16 protein-coding genes are annotated in these 17,549 nt (G+C 52.0%); 8 read left to right on the top strand and 8 right to left on the bottom strand.

The window, feature by feature from the left end; genetic code table 11:
* Window positions 1-9: 9 nt before the first annotated feature.
* Together miaB and CULFRC11_RS06605 are read left to right on the top strand one after the other, a co-directional pair.
* Entirely contained in the window at window positions 10-1,548 is a 1,539-nt protein-coding gene (miaB, locus tag CULFRC11_RS06610; RefSeq protein ID WP_023635865.1) for a tRNA (N6-isopentenyl adenosine(37)-C2)-methylthiotransferase MiaB, read from the top strand.
* Window positions 1,549-1,616: 68 nt separating this feature from the next.
* The gene (locus CULFRC11_RS06605; RefSeq protein WP_023635864.1) at window positions 1,617-2,288 is read left to right on the top strand and encodes an Rv2732c family membrane protein; all 672 of its coding nucleotides are present in this window, start codon (window positions 1,617-1,619) and stop codon (window positions 2,286-2,288) included.
* A 13-nt stretch (window positions 2,289-2,301) separates the two neighbouring features.
* Here the strand turns inward: CULFRC11_RS06605 and CULFRC11_RS06600 are convergent, their stop codons facing one another.
* Both CULFRC11_RS06600 and CULFRC11_RS06595 read right to left on the bottom strand, forming a co-directional pair.
* The gene (locus CULFRC11_RS06600; RefSeq protein WP_023635863.1) at window positions 2,302-3,438 is read right to left on the bottom strand and encodes a GNAT family N-acetyltransferase; all 1,137 of its coding nucleotides are present in this window, start codon (window positions 3,436-3,438) and stop codon (window positions 2,302-2,304) included.
* 10 nt (window positions 3,439-3,448) lie between these two features.
* Complete coding sequence (locus CULFRC11_RS06595) at window positions 3,449-4,801, bottom strand: DUF349 domain-containing protein (RefSeq protein ID WP_023635862.1); 1,353 nt, start codon at window positions 4,799-4,801, stop codon at window positions 3,449-3,451.
* Between the two features lie 270 nt (window positions 4,802-5,071).
* Between CULFRC11_RS06595 and CULFRC11_RS06590 the strand changes: the two genes are divergently transcribed.
* The 3 genes from CULFRC11_RS06590 to dapF are packed head-to-tail and all read left to right on the top strand — an operon-like array spanning window position 5,072 to window position 7,643.
* Window positions 5,072-5,791, top strand: coding sequence for a hypothetical protein (locus CULFRC11_RS06590; protein ID WP_023635861.1), 720 nt, complete (start codon window positions 5,072-5,074; stop codon window positions 5,789-5,791).
* A gap of 26 nt (window positions 5,792-5,817) precedes the next feature.
* Window positions 5,818-6,753: a tRNA (adenosine(37)-N6)-dimethylallyltransferase MiaA gene (gene miaA / locus CULFRC11_RS06585; RefSeq protein ID WP_023635860.1), complete on the top strand. Its 936-nt coding sequence runs from the start codon at window positions 5,818-5,820 to the stop codon at window positions 6,751-6,753.
* Between the two features lie 26 nt (window positions 6,754-6,779).
* Window positions 6,780-7,643 (top strand): diaminopimelate epimerase, encoded by an 864-nt coding sequence (dapF, locus tag CULFRC11_RS06580; RefSeq protein WP_181878578.1) that lies wholly within the window; start codon window positions 6,780-6,782, stop codon window positions 7,641-7,643.
* 67 nt (window positions 7,644-7,710) lie between these two features.
* Here dapF and CULFRC11_RS06575 read toward each other — a convergent pair whose 3' ends face one another.
* Together CULFRC11_RS06575 and CULFRC11_RS06570 are read right to left on the bottom strand one after the other, a co-directional pair.
* Window positions 7,711-8,235, bottom strand: a complete 525-nt coding sequence (locus tag CULFRC11_RS06575) for a hypothetical protein (RefSeq protein WP_013911711.1) — start codon at window positions 8,233-8,235, stop codon at window positions 7,711-7,713.
* Window positions 8,236-8,329: 94 nt separating this feature from the next.
* A complete protein-coding gene (locus tag CULFRC11_RS06570; protein WP_023635858.1) occupies window positions 8,330-9,085 on the bottom strand; it encodes a hypothetical protein in 756 nt (251 codons plus the stop codon).
* Between the two features lie 242 nt (window positions 9,086-9,327).
* Here CULFRC11_RS06570 and hflX point away from each other — a divergent pair, with 242 nt between their 5' ends.
* The 3 genes from hflX to CULFRC11_RS06555 all read left to right on the top strand — a co-directional run bounded on the left by hflX (window position 9,328) and on the right by CULFRC11_RS06555 (window position 12,929).
* Window positions 9,328-10,947: a GTPase HflX gene (hflX, locus tag CULFRC11_RS06565; protein WP_023635857.1), complete on the top strand. Its 1,620-nt coding sequence runs from the start codon at window positions 9,328-9,330 to the stop codon at window positions 10,945-10,947.
* An 83-nt stretch (window positions 10,948-11,030) separates the two neighbouring features.
* Complete coding sequence (locus CULFRC11_RS06560; protein ID WP_023635856.1) at window positions 11,031-12,317, top strand: uracil-xanthine permease family protein; 1,287 nt, start codon at window positions 11,031-11,033, stop codon at window positions 12,315-12,317.
* Window positions 12,318-12,425: 108 nt separating this feature from the next.
* Window positions 12,426-12,929: a hypothetical protein gene (locus CULFRC11_RS06555; protein ID WP_230478277.1), complete on the top strand. Its 504-nt coding sequence runs from the start codon at window positions 12,426-12,428 to the stop codon at window positions 12,927-12,929.
* Between the two features lie 32 nt (window positions 12,930-12,961).
* On the opposite strand, the gene CULFRC11_RS06550 is transcribed toward CULFRC11_RS06555, so the two are convergent.
* The 4 genes from CULFRC11_RS06550 to CULFRC11_RS06535 form a co-directional block, all read right to left on the bottom strand.
* Window positions 12,962-13,624: an FMN reductase gene (locus tag CULFRC11_RS06550; RefSeq protein ID WP_023635854.1), complete on the bottom strand. Its 663-nt coding sequence runs from the start codon at window positions 13,622-13,624 to the stop codon at window positions 12,962-12,964.
* A gap of 3 nt (window positions 13,625-13,627) precedes the next feature.
* The gene (locus CULFRC11_RS06545; protein WP_023635853.1) at window positions 13,628-14,743 is read right to left on the bottom strand and encodes a CE1758 family FMN-dependent luciferase-like monooxygenase; all 1,116 of its coding nucleotides are present in this window, start codon (window positions 14,741-14,743) and stop codon (window positions 13,628-13,630) included.
* Between the two features lie 207 nt (window positions 14,744-14,950).
* Window positions 14,951-15,217, bottom strand: coding sequence for an HPr family phosphocarrier protein (locus CULFRC11_RS06540; RefSeq protein ID WP_013911704.1), 267 nt, complete (start codon window positions 15,215-15,217; stop codon window positions 14,951-14,953).
* Between the two features lie 278 nt (window positions 15,218-15,495).
* Complete coding sequence (locus CULFRC11_RS06535) at window positions 15,496-17,535, bottom strand: PTS fructose transporter subunit IIABC (protein ID WP_023635852.1); 2,040 nt, start codon at window positions 17,533-17,535, stop codon at window positions 15,496-15,498.
* Window positions 17,536-17,549: the final 14 nt, after the last annotated feature.

The raw sequence follows: 17,549 nt of genomic DNA, 5'->3' as shown, positions 1-17,549 counted from the left end.
GATGTGCAGATGAAGAACGAGAAGTCCGAGAAAACAACTGTGGGCGCGGGTAAGACGTATGAGGTGCGAACCTTCGGTTGTCAAATGAACGTCCATGATTCGGAAAGACTTTCCGGACTTCTTGAAGACGCCGGATACTCACCCGTAGCAGCTGGTGATGAACCAGATCTGGTGGTCTTTAACACTTGTGCCGTCCGGGAAAACGCCGATATGCGGCTTTATGGCACCCTGGGACAATTACGTGCAACCAAAGTGGAACGCCCTGGGATGCAGATCGCCGTGGGCGGTTGTCTTGCACAAAAAGACAAGGACACCGTTGTTAAGAAAGCGCCTTGGGTAGACGTGGTTTTTGGCACGCATAACATTGGTTCATTGCCAGCGCTGCTTGATCGTGCGGAGCATAACAACCGTGCTCAGGTAGAGATAGTGGATTCCTTGGAGCAATTCCCTTCCGTCCTCCCCGCAAAGCGAGAGTCCGCATATGCAGGATGGGTATCGGTGTCCGTCGGATGCAACAATACGTGCACGTTCTGTATCGTGCCCTCATTGCGCGGTAAAGAGGTCGATCGCCGTCCCGGTGACATTCTGGCAGAGGTACAGGCACTCGTGGAACAGGGCGTCTCTGAGGTAACGCTGCTTGGGCAAAACGTTAATGCTTATGGAGTTAATTTCGCCGATGCTTCGATCGAGCGTGACCGTTCTGCGTTTTCTAAGCTTCTGAGAGCTTGCGGTGATATCGAGGGGCTCGAACGGCTGCGTTTTACCAGCCCGCACCCGGCCGAATTTACTAGCGATGTCATTGACGCCATGGCTGAGACCCCTAATATTTGCCCGCAGCTGCACATGCCGCTTCAATCCGGCTCTGACAAAGTCTTGAAAGAGATGCGTCGCTCGTATCGATCAAAGAAATTCCTGGCGATTTTGGATGAGGTAAGGGCGAAGCTACCTCATGCCTCGATAACCACAGACATCATCGTTGGTTTCCCTGGTGAGACTGAAGAAGATTTCCAGGCAACCCTCGATGTGGTAGAAAAAGCTCGTTTTACCAGTGCTTACACTTTCCAATACAGCCCTCGTCCGGGGACACCTGCGGCAGAATATGAAAATCAGATACCAAAAGAAGTGGTGCAGGAACGCTACGAGCGTCTTTTGGAACTACAGGAGCGAGTGTCTCTCGAAGAAAACCAGAAGCTTATTGGCACAGAGGTTGAGCTTTTGGTGCAGGCTGAAGGCGGACGGAAGAACAATAAGACAAACCGACTTACCGGCCGTGCTCGTGATGGCAGGCTAGTTCATTTTTCGCCAGAAGGTGTCACAGACGGGGAAATCCGTCCAGGCGACATTGTTGTAGCTACGGTCACCAGCGCGGCGCCCCACTTCTTAATTGCAGATTCTGGCGTTCTCTCGCATCGTCGTACAAAAGCCGGTGATATGAGTGCCGCTGGAAAAGTACCTACCACTGCGCCTGTTGGTGTTGGGCTAGGATTGCCTTCAATAGGCGCACCAATTGCACAGAAGACCGCGTCGCAAGACGCTTGCGGCTGCTAAGCCAAGGAATTACATCTGTTTGCGCACTGTGCGCAGCATTATTGAGTCGTTAATAGGAGAAGGCAGTAGTGTCTGAAGCAAAACAAGAGCCAGTTTCTGCTAGCCAGTTAGCACGCGAAGAGAAGACCGTTTCTCGTCGTGTATCAACAGATGGTGCGCGTGCCGGCATGCTGGTGGCTCTTGTTCTTTTTCTTGTTGGACTTGCGCTACCTCATACCGGTGGAATTCGCGGGGCACAGTTACTCATTCCTGGCGACTACGGCTCAGTCAAGGTGGCGGAGCACATCTTTGTTTATGTGGGGACGCTGTCCGTTGTGGTGCTTAATGGACTAACACTGTTATTCCGACGTACTTTAGCTGCCAATTTATGCTATCTACTTGGTGGAATCTCCCTGCTGGTTTCCTTGTTCTGCTTATGGATGAGGTTACAAAGTAAAGAGTTTCAAGGACAGACCGGCATCGGAATCGGCTTGTTATTGGAAGTAGCAGCCACGATTATTTTGGTTTTCTTTTTAAGCTTAATTATCTTTGCGCGGAGTGATGAACAAGCAAAGATTGCTCAGGCACGGGCAGAACATGAAAATCTCGATGAGGTCGGCTACGCGCAACGATCTCTGCGCATAGCCGAACAGGCGAGTATGCCGAAAGAGAACCCATTATTTATCGATGATCGGCGTCGATTAGCTGCAGCGAAGCACAAGAAGAATCAGGAACGCGGAGCTGACAAAGACAACCGCTAAAACCAGTCACTGGTTAAGCTAGTTTTTTCTCCCATGCGCGTACCGCAGCCACGTGAGTAAAACCAAGTTGGTTATTAACGGTTTGCATGGCAGCGTTGTATGTGGCCATCTCGGTATAAATGCGCTTGATATGAGGCCATCGACGAAGCGCTTCCGTGATACAGAGCGTTTTGATCAGCGTGCCCAGATTTTTTCCTCTATATTCGCGTAGAACAAGGGTAAAGCTTTGTTCGGCGACAGAAGGGGATGCGTCGGCGCGTCGAGAAGCCTCGCTGAAAGCGATGGCCCTTCCTTGGTGCATGAGTACGGTAGAAACTACTTGGTTGCCGCGACGGCGAGTTGTTTCAGCTGCTTGTTCTAGCCTTTCCCTAGTCCAGGGACGCGGCTGCCTAGTTAATGTGCCTACCGGTATGTCGTGGGCTGCTTGATCGAATAGCGACAGGAGGCTGTCGACGATATCGTGCGGTGGCTTGTGATCGTAGTAGGTGAGGGATTCAAAACCTTCAGGAATCGCTATGGGATAGTCCTGAGCGGGTACATATCCTTGGATCTCGTCCAGACCTTTGATAAAGCCTTGTTCATGAATGACTGACTCTAGGAAACTGCTATAAGGCGTCGGCTCCGCGGGCATGAGCTTCCACAACTGGATGAGGGGACGGCTTAGTTTTTTCGCAAGCGAGGGGAGAGATTCCAACAAGAAGCGGACGCATTCGCGTGCTTCGTCGCTTGGCTGTTCTGCAGGCAGGGGCTGAAGTTCCGCATCCAGGATGATGTCACAGGCGATTGAAGAGAGATTTGACTGCAATGGCATGTCAATTTCTAGATATCCGACTGGATAACCAATGGTGCTTTCCTCTGAATCCGGTAAAGAATGATCAGTGCAAGGAAGCACCTCTAAACCTAACTCACCGGTCGGATATGTCGGCGCCTGAGACTCTGTCTGGACCGCAACAACAATAATTGTTCTTTGAGCAGGAGAACCGTGAAGTTGCTGGATAACAGAGGCAACGGTGGAGGATGTGGAGTTATCTCCGCTGATGTCTTGCGTAGCTAAATTAGAAGAAAAAGTAAACGACCGAAGCAGATCGCTCGGCTCGGTATGAGACGAGTCGGTGTGCTCCGATCGTTCGATTTGATAAAGCTTCAGCATCTAGCCAATTCTAGCGGTTTTCTACCGCATTGAGTGCTGCATTGGCCCATTCTTGCCATTGCTGCGCCTGTTCGCGCAATTGTGCAGCCTTCTTGGAGTTGCCCTTAGCTTCAGCCTCTGCAGCTTGCGCATTAAATTCTTCGACTTTGGCGGTGAACTGGGAGGCGCGTGCCTGCGCCTCTGGGTCGGTACGGCGCCACTGAGCATCAGCGGCATCTTCCACCCTGCGTTCAAGCTTGGAGATTTTATCTTCGAATTCGCGTACCCGGTCACGTGGCACGTAACCGATTTCTTCCCATTTCTCTTGCAACTCGCGTAGCTTCTTACGTGCTGCGTCGAGATCCTTGGAAGGATCGATGAGCTGCGAGTATTCCGCAAGGAGAGCATCCTTTGCGTCGGCATTAGCGCTGAACTCGCGATCTCGTTCCTCATTAACCGCATGACGCGCGTTAAAGAAGTAGTCTTGAGCTTCTTTGAAAGCATTCCACAGCTTATCGTCTACTTCACGGGGAGCTCGTCCGGCGGTCTTCCAGGAGGTCATAAGATCCCTGAATGTCTTAGCCGTGTCATTCCAGTCGGTGGAATTCTTAATCTCGTTGGCTTTGGCTACCAGTTCTTCCTTCACCTTGCGTGCTGCGGCCCGGCCCCGGTCCAACTCAGCAAAGTGAGAACCGCGACGACGATTAAAAGCGTCACGCGCGCGTGAATAGCGCTTCCAAAGCTCATCGTCTGTTTTACGGTCAATCCCCTTGATGCTCTTCCACTCATCGAGGATCTCGCGGATACGGTCGCCGGCAGCCTTCCAGTCTGTAGAGTTTTCGGCTAGATCTTCTGCTTCGGCTGCGAGTTCTTCCTTGCGGGCGATTGCTTTGATGCGGTGCTGTTGCTTTTCCTCGCGTGCCTTTTCACCGGCGTCATCTGCGCCATTGATGATGGTGCCCAAACGTCGCTCAAGCGATTCGATATCGCCAATAAAAGCTGCGGTAGGCAGAGTCTCCAAGATTTCTGCGGCCTTGCGCTTGATGTGATCCGCGTCGCCAGGATGCGTATTAAGCCGTGCTTCTAACAAGGCAACTTCCGTAGCGGCATCGTCGAAGCGAGCCCCGTAGTGGGCTAGGCCTTCAGCCGGGGTGCCTGCTTGCCAAGAACCGATCTCTCGGTCGACGCCTTTGTAGGTGACAAAGACAGTGCCGTCTTCTTCCACGCGTCCCCATTTGCTGGGGTCGTTCTGCGGTGCAACAGCAACTGCAGGCGCTGAATGCGCCGCATGTGCACCAGGGCGTGGCCCCGGAACAGCTCCTGGTCGAGGACCGGGACGAGGACCTGGGGTGGGGCCTGGCTTAGGGGAAGTGTTAGAGCTCATAACGCTAGTCCGTCTTTCTATTCATCGTGCCGCGCGTCGCGGCTGCCGAAGCTTTAACAGAAGCACAAGGAGAGGAATCTGCTATTCCGAGTATGCCTTATGTTTCACTTCAATAAACTTACAGGTTTCGCAATGACACTGCCGCAAAATCCAGCGTGACATTCTCAGCAACTGAGTGCATGCAGGTTGGTTCTCTCACGACCCACGTTTAGGCTTAGCTCTGAAAGCGTTGCAAGCACATGCAACGTGGAAGGTAGTGGGAAGGCAGTTGTGGTGAGTATTGATACGGATACCGCGGTGGAAAGTCGTGGAAAATGTGAAACGAAACCGTGGGCCGTGTTGATTATTCCGAGCAGCCCGGCGCTTGTCTCAGAGTTATCTCCTGATGCGGCTTCAAGTGCGTTACGCGAATGCGCGCGTTACATGATTGAAGACTTGTCTCCTACGTCGATAGACATTGTTGGTGCATGTGATACCAACTTCCGTACAAACGTAGAGGGCAGCTTCAAAGCATGGGGTGCTCCCCACGTGAATGTGGGGAAGGGGTTTTATCTTCCCGAACTTATCGCTCGTTATATTGCGGGCCCTTTTATAGCGGATAACCCGACGGTGGACGTGTCAGAGATCAAGCCGCGTCTGGAGAAACCACGCGGTGGAGCACTCACGATCGTGGTAGTTGATGGTTCCGCGGGCTTAACTGAACGGGCGCCACTTGCTTTGCTTGACACGGGGAAAGAAACCCATCAGCTCATGGAGAAACTGTTGGCAGGGGGACCTCATGCTCTCCACGATGACGCGGAAAAGGAGAAATTTAACGCGCTGCTTACCCCAGAAAACGGTGGGGTAGTACACCCAGACTTGTGGCATGAACTTAGTGGGCTGGAGGTGGAAGAGGCGTTTTTGGCTTTGTCTGATTCGTCTTTAGGAGTCGGGAGATTTGTTGCTGTGTGGAAAGGCAACGCAGCAGGTAGGAGAAGCACGTGTCAATAGCGTTTACACAGCACAGAGAAAATAGCATGCACAAGGAAGATTCGGATTACCAGACTGTAGACGGAATACGTCCCATCGCCGTCGTTGGGCCTACAGCATCGGGGAAGTCAGCTCTTGGTATTGCTCTAGCGCACGAGTTAGACGGAGAGATAGTCAACGTTGACTCGATGCAGCTTTATCGAGGCATGGATATTGGCACAGCTAAACTTTCTATTTCTGAGCGCGAAGGGATCCCTCACCATCAGCTGGATGTTTGGGAGGTCACGGAGACTGCATCGGTAGCAAGGTTCCAGCAAGACGCGGTACGCGATGTGGAAGACATCATGGCACGTGGGAAAACCCCTATTCTCGTGGGGGGATCGATGCTGTATGTGCAAGCGCTTGTCGACGCCTGGCAATTTCCCCCCACCGATAAGAAAGTGCGGGCGCAATGGGAAGAAAAACTCGCTGAAATCGGCATTGACGCGTTGCATCGCGAACTTGCACTACGTGATCCCGCTGCGGCGGAGATCATCGAAGACAAAGATCCTCGCAGGACTGTTCGGGCATTGGAAGTTATTGAGCTTACTGGTCAGCCATTTCAAGCCAGCCAGCCGCCCAAAAATGGCGCTCCTCGTTGGGGGACGCGAATTCTAGGCCTACGTACGCACAGCGATTGGCTTAACCCTCGTATTGAGTTGCGCACTCGTCTTATGTTCGAACACGGTTTTGTCGCAGAGGTTGAATCGTTGTTAGACAAAGGATTGGTAGCTGATTCGACGGCGGGACGGGCGATCGGATACGCGCAGGTTTTACAGGGAATGGCAGGTGATTTGACCTGGGACGAGGTAGTAGACCGGACGATCACGGGGACTCGCAGATATGTGCGCAGGCAAAGAAGCTGGTTTAACCGTGATCCTCGTATCTCCTGGATCGATGCTGCTGAAGACACGCCGTCGCAAGCGCTATCATTGCTAACGTGACTGTGACACATGAACTACCTCAGCAGATCTCGTTTGCTAAAGGCCATGGGACTGAAAATGACTTTGTAATTATCGAGGATCTTGACGCGAAGCTGCCGTTGACGCCTCAGCTCATAAGCGCCATGTGCGATCGTAGGGCGGGCGTGGGTGCAGACGGTGTTTTACGCGTCGCTCGTGTTGGAGCCTTGCTGGCTTCCGGTGTGCTTACCCAAGCTCCGGAAGGGCTAGACCCATCTGACTATTTTATGGACTATTACAATGCGGATGGCTCCGCTGCAGAGATGTGCGGTAATGGAACACGCGTGTTTGCCCATTGGCTGAGGTCGCGAGCTTTAGTTGATACAGATGACTTTAGTATTGGCACTCGTGCAGGAGTTCGTACCGTTTCGGTTCATTCCTTCAGCGCAACGGATGCTGACGTTAGCGTTGATATGGGACCAGCCGAAGTCACCGGTGTCTCAACGTGTCATATCGGTACGGCTTCATACGCAGGCATGGGAGTGGATATGGGGAATCCGCATCTCGCCTGCGTGGTCCCGGGACTGACCCCGCAAGCCTTATCAGAGGTTGATCTGGTGCAGCCTGTTATTGATGGCGAGTTTTTCCCAGAGGGAGTCAACGTAGAGCTGCTTACGGAACTCGATCACCAATCGCAGATCCATATGCGTGTGTATGAGCGTGGCGTGGGAGAGACCCGCAGTTGCGGCACCGGTACCGTCGCTGCGGCGCGCTCGGCGCTAGCGGATGCTGGGCTTGTCGACGGCCACGTGGTGGTACACATACCTGGCGGCAGCGTCAGCGTGACAATCCAAGGGGATACCTCCGTTTTGCGGGGTCCCTCGAAAATCGTCGCGTGGGGTCAGCTGGATACCCGTGGTTTAAGCGTATAAACCCGTTAGATGAATAAACGCCCGCATCAAGTTATACCGGTGCGGGCGTTTATAGGTAGTGCTAAGGCTAATTCTCGCTCAGCCGTTTTGCGGCGCGTCGTGCAGCAATCCACGATTCCTCAAAATCAGAGGCACGACGGTCTGTAACCTCAAGGATTTTCTCTAGTTGCCCGATAGTCAATGCTTTAGTGAGGTGTCCATCGGCGCGAGTCAGGAATCGGCGCGAGGTCTTCCGAAGATAATGGAAAGCCTCAATATCCGGATCGCTACTTTCTGGGTCCAGAAGAGCAGGACGATAGAGGGTGCGATCCGCAATTGACTCCATGTCCGTGCCTGTTTCAAACTTGTCGTACTGCGTGAGGATATCTTGTATATCCTCAAGCGTGAGCCGGATGGAAGCACGGAGAGAATCTACTTCCCGGGTATTGGGACGATGCTGAGTCATAAAGGTTGTTGCACCGATAATGATGATAGAGAGCATCACTCCGGGAAACTTGAGCCATATAACGAGGCAGACGCAAGCAAAAGAGATCGCGATGTAAGGCCAGAGTGGCCTACGTCCTGCGTCGCTAATTCCAGCGAATTCCGGCATTATTTATCGTTCCTTTGGCGTCAAGTTGCTGCGCGATTATGAGATGATATGACCTAAACCTAGGTAAGGGGCGGGCAAAGAAATAATCGGGAGATCAGTGTCCACCACAGCCGCAGCCACCAGAGCCGCATCCGCCGCCGGAACCACATCCACCTGATTCTGGAACGGACACGGATCCCACTAACACGGCTTTGCCTGCGATGACGGAGTCACGTTCTGGCAGAGAAGCTGCGTCGGGTAAACAGACGTCAAAGGGGAAAGGCCCGTCAACGGTTGCATGGATAAATCGTGAACCTGTGAGCGTATTCGTTCTGTACTCGGAGGACAAGACGCGGACGTTAAATGTTGCAGAAGCATCGGGAGCGGTGGTGCCGTTACCAGACATCACGGTGAGAGCGCCCTCGCTGACTACCGTTCCCAGGATCTCGGGGGAGGCCTGTTCAAAATCTGCGATAGTCGGATACGTGATCACGTCGAAAGCGAGAGCAGAGAGGCCCAGCTGTTGCCAGCGCTGCTCGGGTTCGTCGACAAGCAAAGGTCCTTGTGCAAGATTACAGGCCACAGTCGTGACTTCTTGCCCGTTGTAATCAACAATTTCGCACAATGCGAGGACGTCATTCACCATAGAAATATGCGCGAATGATTGAGTAACGGAGTCAAAGCCAGCAAAAGTGGCAAACGGCTCAACAGCGAGAATGTTAATTTGTGCGCCGGAGTCGTCTGCATACTGAATAAGCTGTCCACCACGGACTTCGCCGGTCACGGCAAGTTTATCGGTGGCGATGGCTGCTTCAACGGCATCCTGCCACTTGTCAAAGGTCATACCAATGCTCAAGAGATCAGTGCTCATAGCGTCTGATTGTATCCCTTTGTGACTCTATTGATGGCATTGGAACTATTTCTCAGGAGTTCTTTTTATAAACGGAGGCTGGCACTGCGTGACGACGAGACATAGGAGGGTACGGCTATACGTCACAGGAAAATCATGTGAGGTTGGTTTGGTTACTACGTTTTTGCTGCGTTCGCTAACAAAGATCATCGGTGCGAAGTACTAGTGTCGGGCTATTCAACATGCGACAATGATCGGTAACGATGACTAAAAATAATGAAACCCCAATTCACGACCAGATCCTTAACTCTGCTCATCCCTCGGAGCAGCTAGGAACCGTGCATGATGACCTTCTTGACCAAGCATTCAAGGATCATCGGCCTGTAGCGCCGTATGGAGATTCCGGAGTAGATCAATCTGGGTTGCTTAGTCCCCGCCACGCGGATGGGGCAGTGTCCTCGCCTGGCATGTCGGAGAACAAGCAGCCTACTGTTGGTGAGCTTGATCTAGAAGCCCGATCCAGCCTGCGTAGCCTCACCCGAGGCTCAAGTATTCATGCGACAGACCAAGATGACGGCTATGACGTTGAGTACCGAAAATTACGCCTAGAACGCGTGATTCTTGTTGGTGTGTGGACACAAGGAACTACGGCAGAAGTAGAAGCCACCATGCAGGAACTTGCAGCTCTGGCTGAGACGGCAGGGTCAGAAGTTGTGGACATGCTCTATCAAAAGCGTGATAAGCCCGACCCTGGAACCTATATCGGCTCCGGTAAAGTAGCAGAGCTTAAAGACATCGTGATGTCTACCGGTGTGGATACTGTGGTGTGCGATGGTGAGCTCTCACCAGGACAGATGATTGCGCTGGAAAAAGCCTTAGACGTTAAGGTCATTGACCGGACGATGCTGATCCTTGATATCTTTGCCCAGCACGCTAAGAGCAAAGAGGGCAAAGCTCAAGTCTCATTGGCGCAAATGGAATACCTTATTACTCGCGTGCGCGGTTGGGGTGGGGCTTTGTCTCGGCAGGCGGGCGGTCGAGCAGGTTCCAATGGTGGCGTAGGCCTGCGTGGCCCCGGTGAAACAAAGATCGAGGCGGATCGCCGTCGTCTTCGTTCAGACATGGCTAAATTGCGTAAAGAAATCGCTGGTATGAAAACAGCGAGAGACGTGAAACGCTCGCAGCGCCGCGACTCTACGATTCCTCAGATCGCGATTGCCGGATATACCAACGCTGGAAAATCATCCCTTATTAATGCTCTTACTGGCGCGGGCGTGCTTGTGGAGGACGCACTGTTTGCGACCCTGGATCCGACCACCAGGCGCGCTGAGCTTGCCGATGGCCGATCGGTGGTCTTCACCGACACCGTGGGTTTTGTCCGTCACTTGCCTACTCAGCTAGTGGAAGCTTTCCGATCTACGCTTGAAGAAGTCGTGGGAGCAGATCTTGTTCTCCACGTTGTCGATGGTTCTGATCCCTTCCCGTTGGAACAGATCAAAGCTGTTAACGGAGTTATATCTGACATCGTGCGAGAGCTGAAGGTAGAAGCGCCACCAGAGATAATCGTGGTCAATAAGATTGATCAGGCAGATCCGTTGATCCTTGCAGAATTGCGCCATGCGTTGGATGACGTGGTGTTTGTGTCAGCACAAGAAGGTGACGGGATTCCTGAGTTGGAAGCTCGTATCGAGCTTTTCCTCAACACTCTGGACGCACATGTTCATCTGCTGATCCCCTTTACCCGAGGGGACATTGTGTCGCGACTCCATAAATTTGGAACGGTTTTATCTGAGGAATATCACGCGGAAGGCACGCTTATCGACGTCCGCCTGCCGCATTCTTTGGCATCAGAACTAGGGGAGTACCAGGTAGCGTCCGCCTAATAATTCGAGGTGGGGGCGAAAAATGCACATGGTGCCCCCACGTTCTTGGAGAAAAGCCCCTTCGGGGGTGATAATAAAAGCTCGTGAGCAAAACTTCCTGGGGATGGACCCTTCACGGCGACGGTAAGACGATTGCCCCTGGTGCCGTAGTAGCACCAGAAGAACGATTGAGCTGGGGTCGGACCGTAGGTATCGGCATGCAGCACGTAATCGCAATGTTCGGTGCAACGTTGCTGGTGCCCACCCTGACTGGTTTCCCTGTGAATACCACCTTGCTCTTCTCCGGAATTAGCACCATGCTGTTCCTCCTAATCACTCGAAACAGGCTTCCCTCTTATTTGGGAAGCTCGTTTGGCTTTATCGCTCCGCTGATCGCCTCTCAAAGTGAAGGTATCGCCGTCCAGCTGGGTGGCGTAGTTGTCACAGGCCTTGTGCTCATTGCGGTGGGCTTTATTGTTAAAGCCGCAGGTAAGCGAGTTATTGATCTCGTCATGCCTCCTGCCGTCACAGGTGCCATTGTCGCGCTCATCGGGCTTAACCTTGCTCCGGCTGCTACTTCTAATTTTCAAGCACAGCCGTTGGTCGCAACGGTGACTCTGGCTGCGATTCTCTTTTTTACGGTTGCTGGACGCGGAATGATTGCCAGGTTGGGAATCCTCATCGGCGTCATCATAGGCTGGGTTTTTGCTGCTTTGACCGGAAACCTTTCGGAAGGAGCAACGACCGCTATTCATGATGCCGCATGGATCGGATTACCGCAGTTCCACACGCCACAATTTACTGTGCACACCATCCTTGTGACCTTGCCGGTAGTGATCGTTCTTATCGCGGAAAACGTAGGACATGTCAAAGCCGTGAGCGAGATGACCGGGCGTGATCTAGACGATTTGGCTGGCGACGCGCTCATCGCGGATGGACTAGGAACTACTTTTGCTGGAGGATTCGGTGGATCAGGAACCACCACGTATGCAGAAAACATCGGTGTTATGGCCGCAACGCGAGTTTACTCAACAGCTGCTTATTGGATTGCGGCTTTGACCGCAGTTGTCTTGGCTTTTATCCCGAAGTTCGGGGCGCTCATTTTCACTATTCCTACGGGCGTTCTCGGTGGCGCGGCCATTGTCTTGTATGGCCTCATCGGAATGCTTGGTGTGCGGATCTGGCAAGATAACAAGGTCAATTTTAATAACCCTGTGAATCTTACCGCTGCCGCTGTGGCACTTATTGCGGGAATCGGAAACCTGACTCTCACAGTCTTCGGCGTGGAGCTTCAAGGTATTGCTTGGGGATCCATGGGAATCATCGTCTTTTACCCAATCTTGCGATGGTTGTATACCCGCGTTGGTGAGGGACAAACCGCACGATTTTAAAAACTGGCCCGTATCTTGATCAAGATACGGGCTTGCGTTATTTTCCGGGAACATAGCTGGCATGCGTGTACTGTGTATCCACAGAGGTCATCAACAGAAGGGACCCTCATGGAACATATACAACAGTCAGTGATTGAGAATCGCTTCCTCGTTGGAATCCACTATAAGGTTCCTTTGTCGGAGATCCCTACGGTGTTCGAGCCAGCATATACAGCTCTTGGGGACCTGTTTAAAAAACAAGGAGTAGCCCCTGCTGCCCAGGTCGCTTATTACTATGAGGTCTCAAGCGGAGTAATACACATGGCTCCAGCGTTTGTGGTGCAGCCGAAGGACTGGGCCTTGATGGAGGCTGTCTGCAGGGCTTCTGACGAGGCTCATTGCGAGTATCTTCCTAGCCAGGTAAGCGGGATGACTGCGTGGGAAACGTCAAGCACTGCCGCCGCTTTTATGGAACATAGAGGGTCCTATTCTGCTCTTCCCACGGTGTGGAGTGAACTGGAGAAGCGAGTATCGGAATGTGGGGAACCGGGGCCGCTTCGCTGGGAAGAGTACACGGTGATGTCGGAGCAAGAGGAAGAACGTGTGACTCGCTTGTATTGGTCGTATTCCTAAGCTTTCTTGCCTCTTTGCTCCGACAGCACGGACTAGGAACCAGTGTGTCCCCGGAGCAACTCGCTAAAAGGAGTCAGGTTTTCCTGAGGATCGATCCCGGTGTGCCGTCTCGTTTCTTTGTGTAGAACAAAACCTCCAAGTCCATCTACCTGTGCGGAAATATTGACTATATGCTCTGCCAGCTCATCGGCGGCCCGCTGAATTCTTATGTGAGTAGCCTCTGATTCGATGCCGCCAAAATCTTCTGTAGCAACGAAAATCCCTGTAGGCACAACTATCGCGCGCATATAGGTAAACAGGGGACGCAAGGCGAAGTCGAGAACCAAAGAATGCCGTGCAGTGCCTGCAGTAGCACCGATAAGTACCGGCATATCGACGAGAGCTTCAGCATCAAGAACATCAAAAAAAGTTTTGAATAATCCGGAGTAGCTTGTTTTAAAGACGGGGGTCACCGCCACGAGGGCATCTGCAGACGATAATTTTTGCTTGACTTCTTCTAATCGTGGTGTCCCGATGCCCGTCGATAATGCCGTGCTGAGATCCGGGATTAATTCAGATAGCTCGATTGAATGAATCTCTAAAGACTCACCACGCGCAGTGACAGCAGCGGATACGGAGCGAGCGATAGTATCGCTGACATTTGTGGTGGATGAGGGGGTGGATAAACCTGCTGATATGACAACAAGAGAGCGCATAGCTTAAGACTCCTTAGAGGTTGGGTCAACGAAGAAATGCGGGGAATCCCGGTGTTCAGCGAGCCAGCGGTGGCTAGGAGGGTTACTGGGAACGTGTTCTGGACGGCGAGCTTCCATGCGCTTTCGCAATTCGGGAACCACGTCTTTTCCTAGAATCTCAATTTGTTTCAAAACAACTTCTTGTGGAAGTCCTGCATGATCAATGAGGAACATTTGGCGCTGATAATCGCCGACCCAGTCTGCAAAGTGCATTGTTTTCTCAACGACTTGCTCAACTGTACCTACGGTGAGGGGCGTTAACGAGGAGAATTCTTCTAATGATGGGCCGTGACCATAGACAGGGGCATTATCAAAGTAAGGACGGAAGATACGTTTGGCTTCGGATTCTGTTTCTGCGATAAATACCTGTCCGCCAAGGCCAACAATTGCTTGATCGGCTTGCCCATGACCATACGATTCATAGCGTTTGCGATATAGGTTGACCATTTTGGCTGTGTGCTCTTTGTTCCAAAAAATATTGTTATGAAAGAACCCGTCACCGTAATATGCTGCTTGTTCGGCGATTTCTGGAGAGCGGATGGAGCCATGCCACACGAAGGGCGGTACATCTTCGAGCGGAGCCGGGGTAGAGGTATAACCCTGTAGCGGTGTACGGAATTTACCGTGCCAATGAACAACTGGCTCGCGCCACAGTCTGCGGAGAAGATGATAGTTTTCTACTGCTAACGGCAAGCCGTCGCGGATGTCTTTACCAAACCACGGATAAACAGGGCCGGTATTTCCACGTCCTAGCATGAGATCAACCCTGCCTTGCGCAAGATGCTGGAGGAAAGCGTAGTCTTCAGCGATCTTTACTGGGTCATTTGTTGTGATAAGCGTAGTTGAGGTCGAAAGCTGAATGTTGGTGGTTTTGGCGGCGATATATCCCAGATGTGTCGTAGGGGAGGAGGGCACAAAAGGCGGATTGTGATGTTCACCAGTAGCAAAGACATCGAGTCCTACTTCTTCTGCTTTGAGGGCTATCTCAGTGATCCTGTTAATGCGTTCGTGTTCTGTGGGAGTCTCGCCAGTAATAGGGTTGGGGGTGAGATCACCGATCGTGAAAATTCCGAATTGCATGGTGGTTCCTTCTTATCGTTAAGGGTGTTTGGAAAACATTTTATATGACATGTCAACAAAAATGTTTTGCAAGTATTCCATGCGGAGGATCGAGGGAGTTTTCACATAGGGAAGTAGGCGCTCCACGCGGTTTTAGACGTACACGTGAGACATAAATAAAGCGCTGAGGAGGGGAGCATCCCAACCTCAGCGCTTTATTAGAAAGGATTATTCAGCGTCCAGATCTTTTTCGATCAAGGCTGCAATCTTCTCAACTGCTTCTGCGTTTTCAGAAGTTACGGTGACTTTATCGCCTTTTTCTGCGCCGAGAGCCATGATCATCAAAGATGACGCTGCATCGGTTTCATCATCGTCTTCCCCCTCAAGGGCAAGGAAGATTTCCTCATCGAACTCGCCGGCTGCCTCTGCGATAATGGAAGCTGGGCGTGCGTGGAGGCCAACTGCGGAGCCGACTGCAACAGTCTTAGAAGCCATGGAATATTCCTTTCATAGTGTTGAATCCAGCTCTGGAATGCTGAATCCTAACGCTTTTCTTTGTCCCTAGAGGAGATTAAAACTCAGTTTTGCGTATGTGAGAGCCTTGCGCAAGTATCTCAAAATACACAAAAACCATGATCGGAGTTTTCCTCCGTAGGTTCTATGCCCGATTCTATTCCGATTCTGTCGGTTTTTCCATTAAACGGGCATAGAATTGTCATAATCCTTTGTATTTGGGTGTTTGATGCCTCACGGAGAGTCTCAAGAGATAAGTTCTACGCTTGGGCTTTAACAGCTGCTTGCTCTGCCACCCTGTTGGGCCACAAGCTTTTCAGCGCGATTACGGAAAACGCGGAGACAATCACACCAGCTATTATCCCAAGGACGAAGCCCCAGATGGGGTCGATGGCAAAGGAAACAAAAATTCCGCCGTGGGGAGCTCTGGAAATAGTGTGCGTTGCCATGGTTATCGCTCCGGTGACCGCACCACCTACCATCATCGAGGGGATGACGCGCAGTGGGTCAGCTGCGGCGAAAGGAATGGCGCCTTCAGAGACAAAGGAAAGACCGAGCAACCAAGCCGATTTGCCGTTCTCTTGTTCTGCTGGGGTAAACAGGTTTTTTCTTATAAGCGTGGCAAGGGATAGAGCAATGGGAGGCACCATTCCTGCTGCCATGACTGCTGCCATGATCTGTAAGGAGGCCTGGTCGCCAGTAGACAAACCTGCTGTGGCAAAGAGATAAGCAGCCTTGTTCACTGGACCGCCTAGGTCAAAGCACATCATTAAGCCAAGGATGATGCCCAAAAGAACGGCGGAAGAGCCCGACATCGTTCCTAACCAGTTTTGTAGCCCCATCATGGCTGCAGACAAGGGGCGTCCTAGTAGAAGGAACATGATGAGGCCTATGAACAGCGAGGTGAGGAGCGGAATGATGACCACTGGCATAAGAGATTGGACAATCCGATGTACTTTCCACGAGCTAATCCACAGTGCAATAACGCCTGCTAATAAACCAGTAACCAGGCCGCCAATAAAACCCGCGCCTAAAGTCACGGAGATGGCGCCACCAACAAAACCGGGGGCGATACCAGGACGCCCTGCGAGGGCATAAGCAATGTAGCCAGACAACGCTGCCACAATAAAACTCATTGCTGCTTGACCTGTAGCAAAGAGAACAGCACCAAGATAAAGCAATAGCCCTGAACGGTCGAAGGTTATGTCGGAGCCGTCGATAGCTACGGTATTGCCGGGCAGGTTGGTAATTGAATACTCGCTAGCGATCGTCTTCCAACCATTGGCTATGTCATATCCTCCAAAGAGGAACCCTAATGCAAGGAGGAGGCCACCCGCGGCGACAAAAGGAACCATGTAAGAGACGCCAGTCATGATTGACTGCTGTACTTTCTTGCCTAGACTCAGGCCTCCGCTTGATGCTGTATCGGTTGTTCGTCCGGAAGATGAAACGCCTGATACTTTGCGAGCTTGCGGATTCTGTGCAGCGAGAACGGCTTCCTCTAGCATTGCTACCGGCTCGTTGATAGCCCGTTTAACTCCCGATTCGACTAGCGGTTTACCGGCAAATCGCTCCCTGTCTTTTACGCCAACATCGGTGGCAAAAATAACCACGTCCGCAGCGTTAATCGTATCTTGGGGGATAGGCGTAACTGCTGAAGATCCTTGGGTTTCTATCACTAACTCAACATCGTCGCGTTTGACGGCTTCTTGACTGAGGGAATCTGCAGCCATGTACGTGTGGGCTATGCCGGTGGGGCATGCTGTTACTGCGACGATACGAGTGATGTGCTTTTTATTAGCTATTGCAGCTTCTGAAGCTTGGGCGTCTGTCGGGGTTTCAGGGGCAGGATGGATGACGGTATTCACCAATTCGACTACGTGCTCTTCAGAAGTAGCGTTGTGCAACGCATCGATAAAATCTTTTCGGACGAGAGCTCTCGCAAGTTTGGAAAGGATCTTTAGATGCTCTTTCCCACCTCCGGCAGGCGCTGCAATTAAGAAAATCAGAGAAGCGGAGCCGTCCGGAGCACCGAAATCCACGCCATCTTTGAGTCGTGCAAAAGCAAGAGTAGGTATCTGCACAGACTCGGAACGACAATGTGGAATGGCGATTCCGCCAGGAACGCCGGTACCAGATTTTTCTTCTCGCGCGAGCGCATCAGCGAGAAGCGTTGCCGCATGATCGGTACGTCCAGCATCTGAGACGATGTCCGCGAGGGAAGAAATAACATCGGTTGGAGTTGGACCGAACTCAGCGTCCAACCGCACCAGTGAAGCAGTGATTACGGGTTGAGCCATGGTTTTCCTTGAGA

The organism is Corynebacterium ulcerans, from assembly GCF_000767685.1.
Classification (GTDB): Bacteria; Actinomycetota; Actinomycetes; order Mycobacteriales; family Mycobacteriaceae; genus Corynebacterium; species Corynebacterium ulcerans.
This window is presented reverse-complemented; position numbering and strand designations above follow the sequence as displayed.

Coding starts and splice junctions, on each gene's coding strand:
- CULFRC11_RS06550 (WP_023635854.1), bottom strand. CDS start 13,624: ATGCGCTCTCTTGTTGTCATATCAGCAGGTTTATCCACCCCCTCATCC.
- hflX (WP_023635857.1), top strand. CDS start 9,328: ATGACTAAAAATAATGAAACCCCAATTCACGACCAGATCCTTAACTCT.
- CULFRC11_RS06545 (WP_023635853.1), bottom strand. CDS start 14,743: ATGCAATTCGGAATTTTCACGATCGGTGATCTCACCCCCAACCCTATT.
- CULFRC11_RS06555 (WP_230478277.1), top strand. CDS start 12,426: ATGGAACATATACAACAGTCAGTGATTGAGAATCGCTTCCTCGTTGGA.
- CULFRC11_RS06540 (WP_013911704.1), bottom strand. CDS start 15,217: ATGGCTTCTAAGACTGTTGCAGTCGGCTCCGCAGTTGGCCTCCACGCA.
- miaA (WP_023635860.1), top strand. CDS start 5,818: ATGCACAAGGAAGATTCGGATTACCAGACTGTAGACGGAATACGTCCC.
- miaB (WP_023635865.1), top strand. CDS start 10: ATGAAGAACGAGAAGTCCGAGAAAACAACTGTGGGCGCGGGTAAGACG.
- CULFRC11_RS06600 (WP_023635863.1), bottom strand. CDS start 3,438: ATGCTGAAGCTTTATCAAATCGAACGATCGGAGCACACCGACTCGTCT.
- CULFRC11_RS06575 (WP_013911711.1), bottom strand. CDS start 8,235: ATGCCGGAATTCGCTGGAATTAGCGACGCAGGACGTAGGCCACTCTGG.
- CULFRC11_RS06535 (WP_023635852.1), bottom strand. CDS start 17,535: ATGGCTCAACCCGTAATCACTGCTTCACTGGTGCGGTTGGACGCTGAG.
- CULFRC11_RS06595 (WP_023635862.1), bottom strand. CDS start 4,801: ATGAGCTCTAACACTTCCCCTAAGCCAGGCCCCACCCCAGGTCCTCGT.
- CULFRC11_RS06570 (WP_023635858.1), bottom strand. CDS start 9,085: ATGAGCACTGATCTCTTGAGCATTGGTATGACCTTTGACAAGTGGCAG.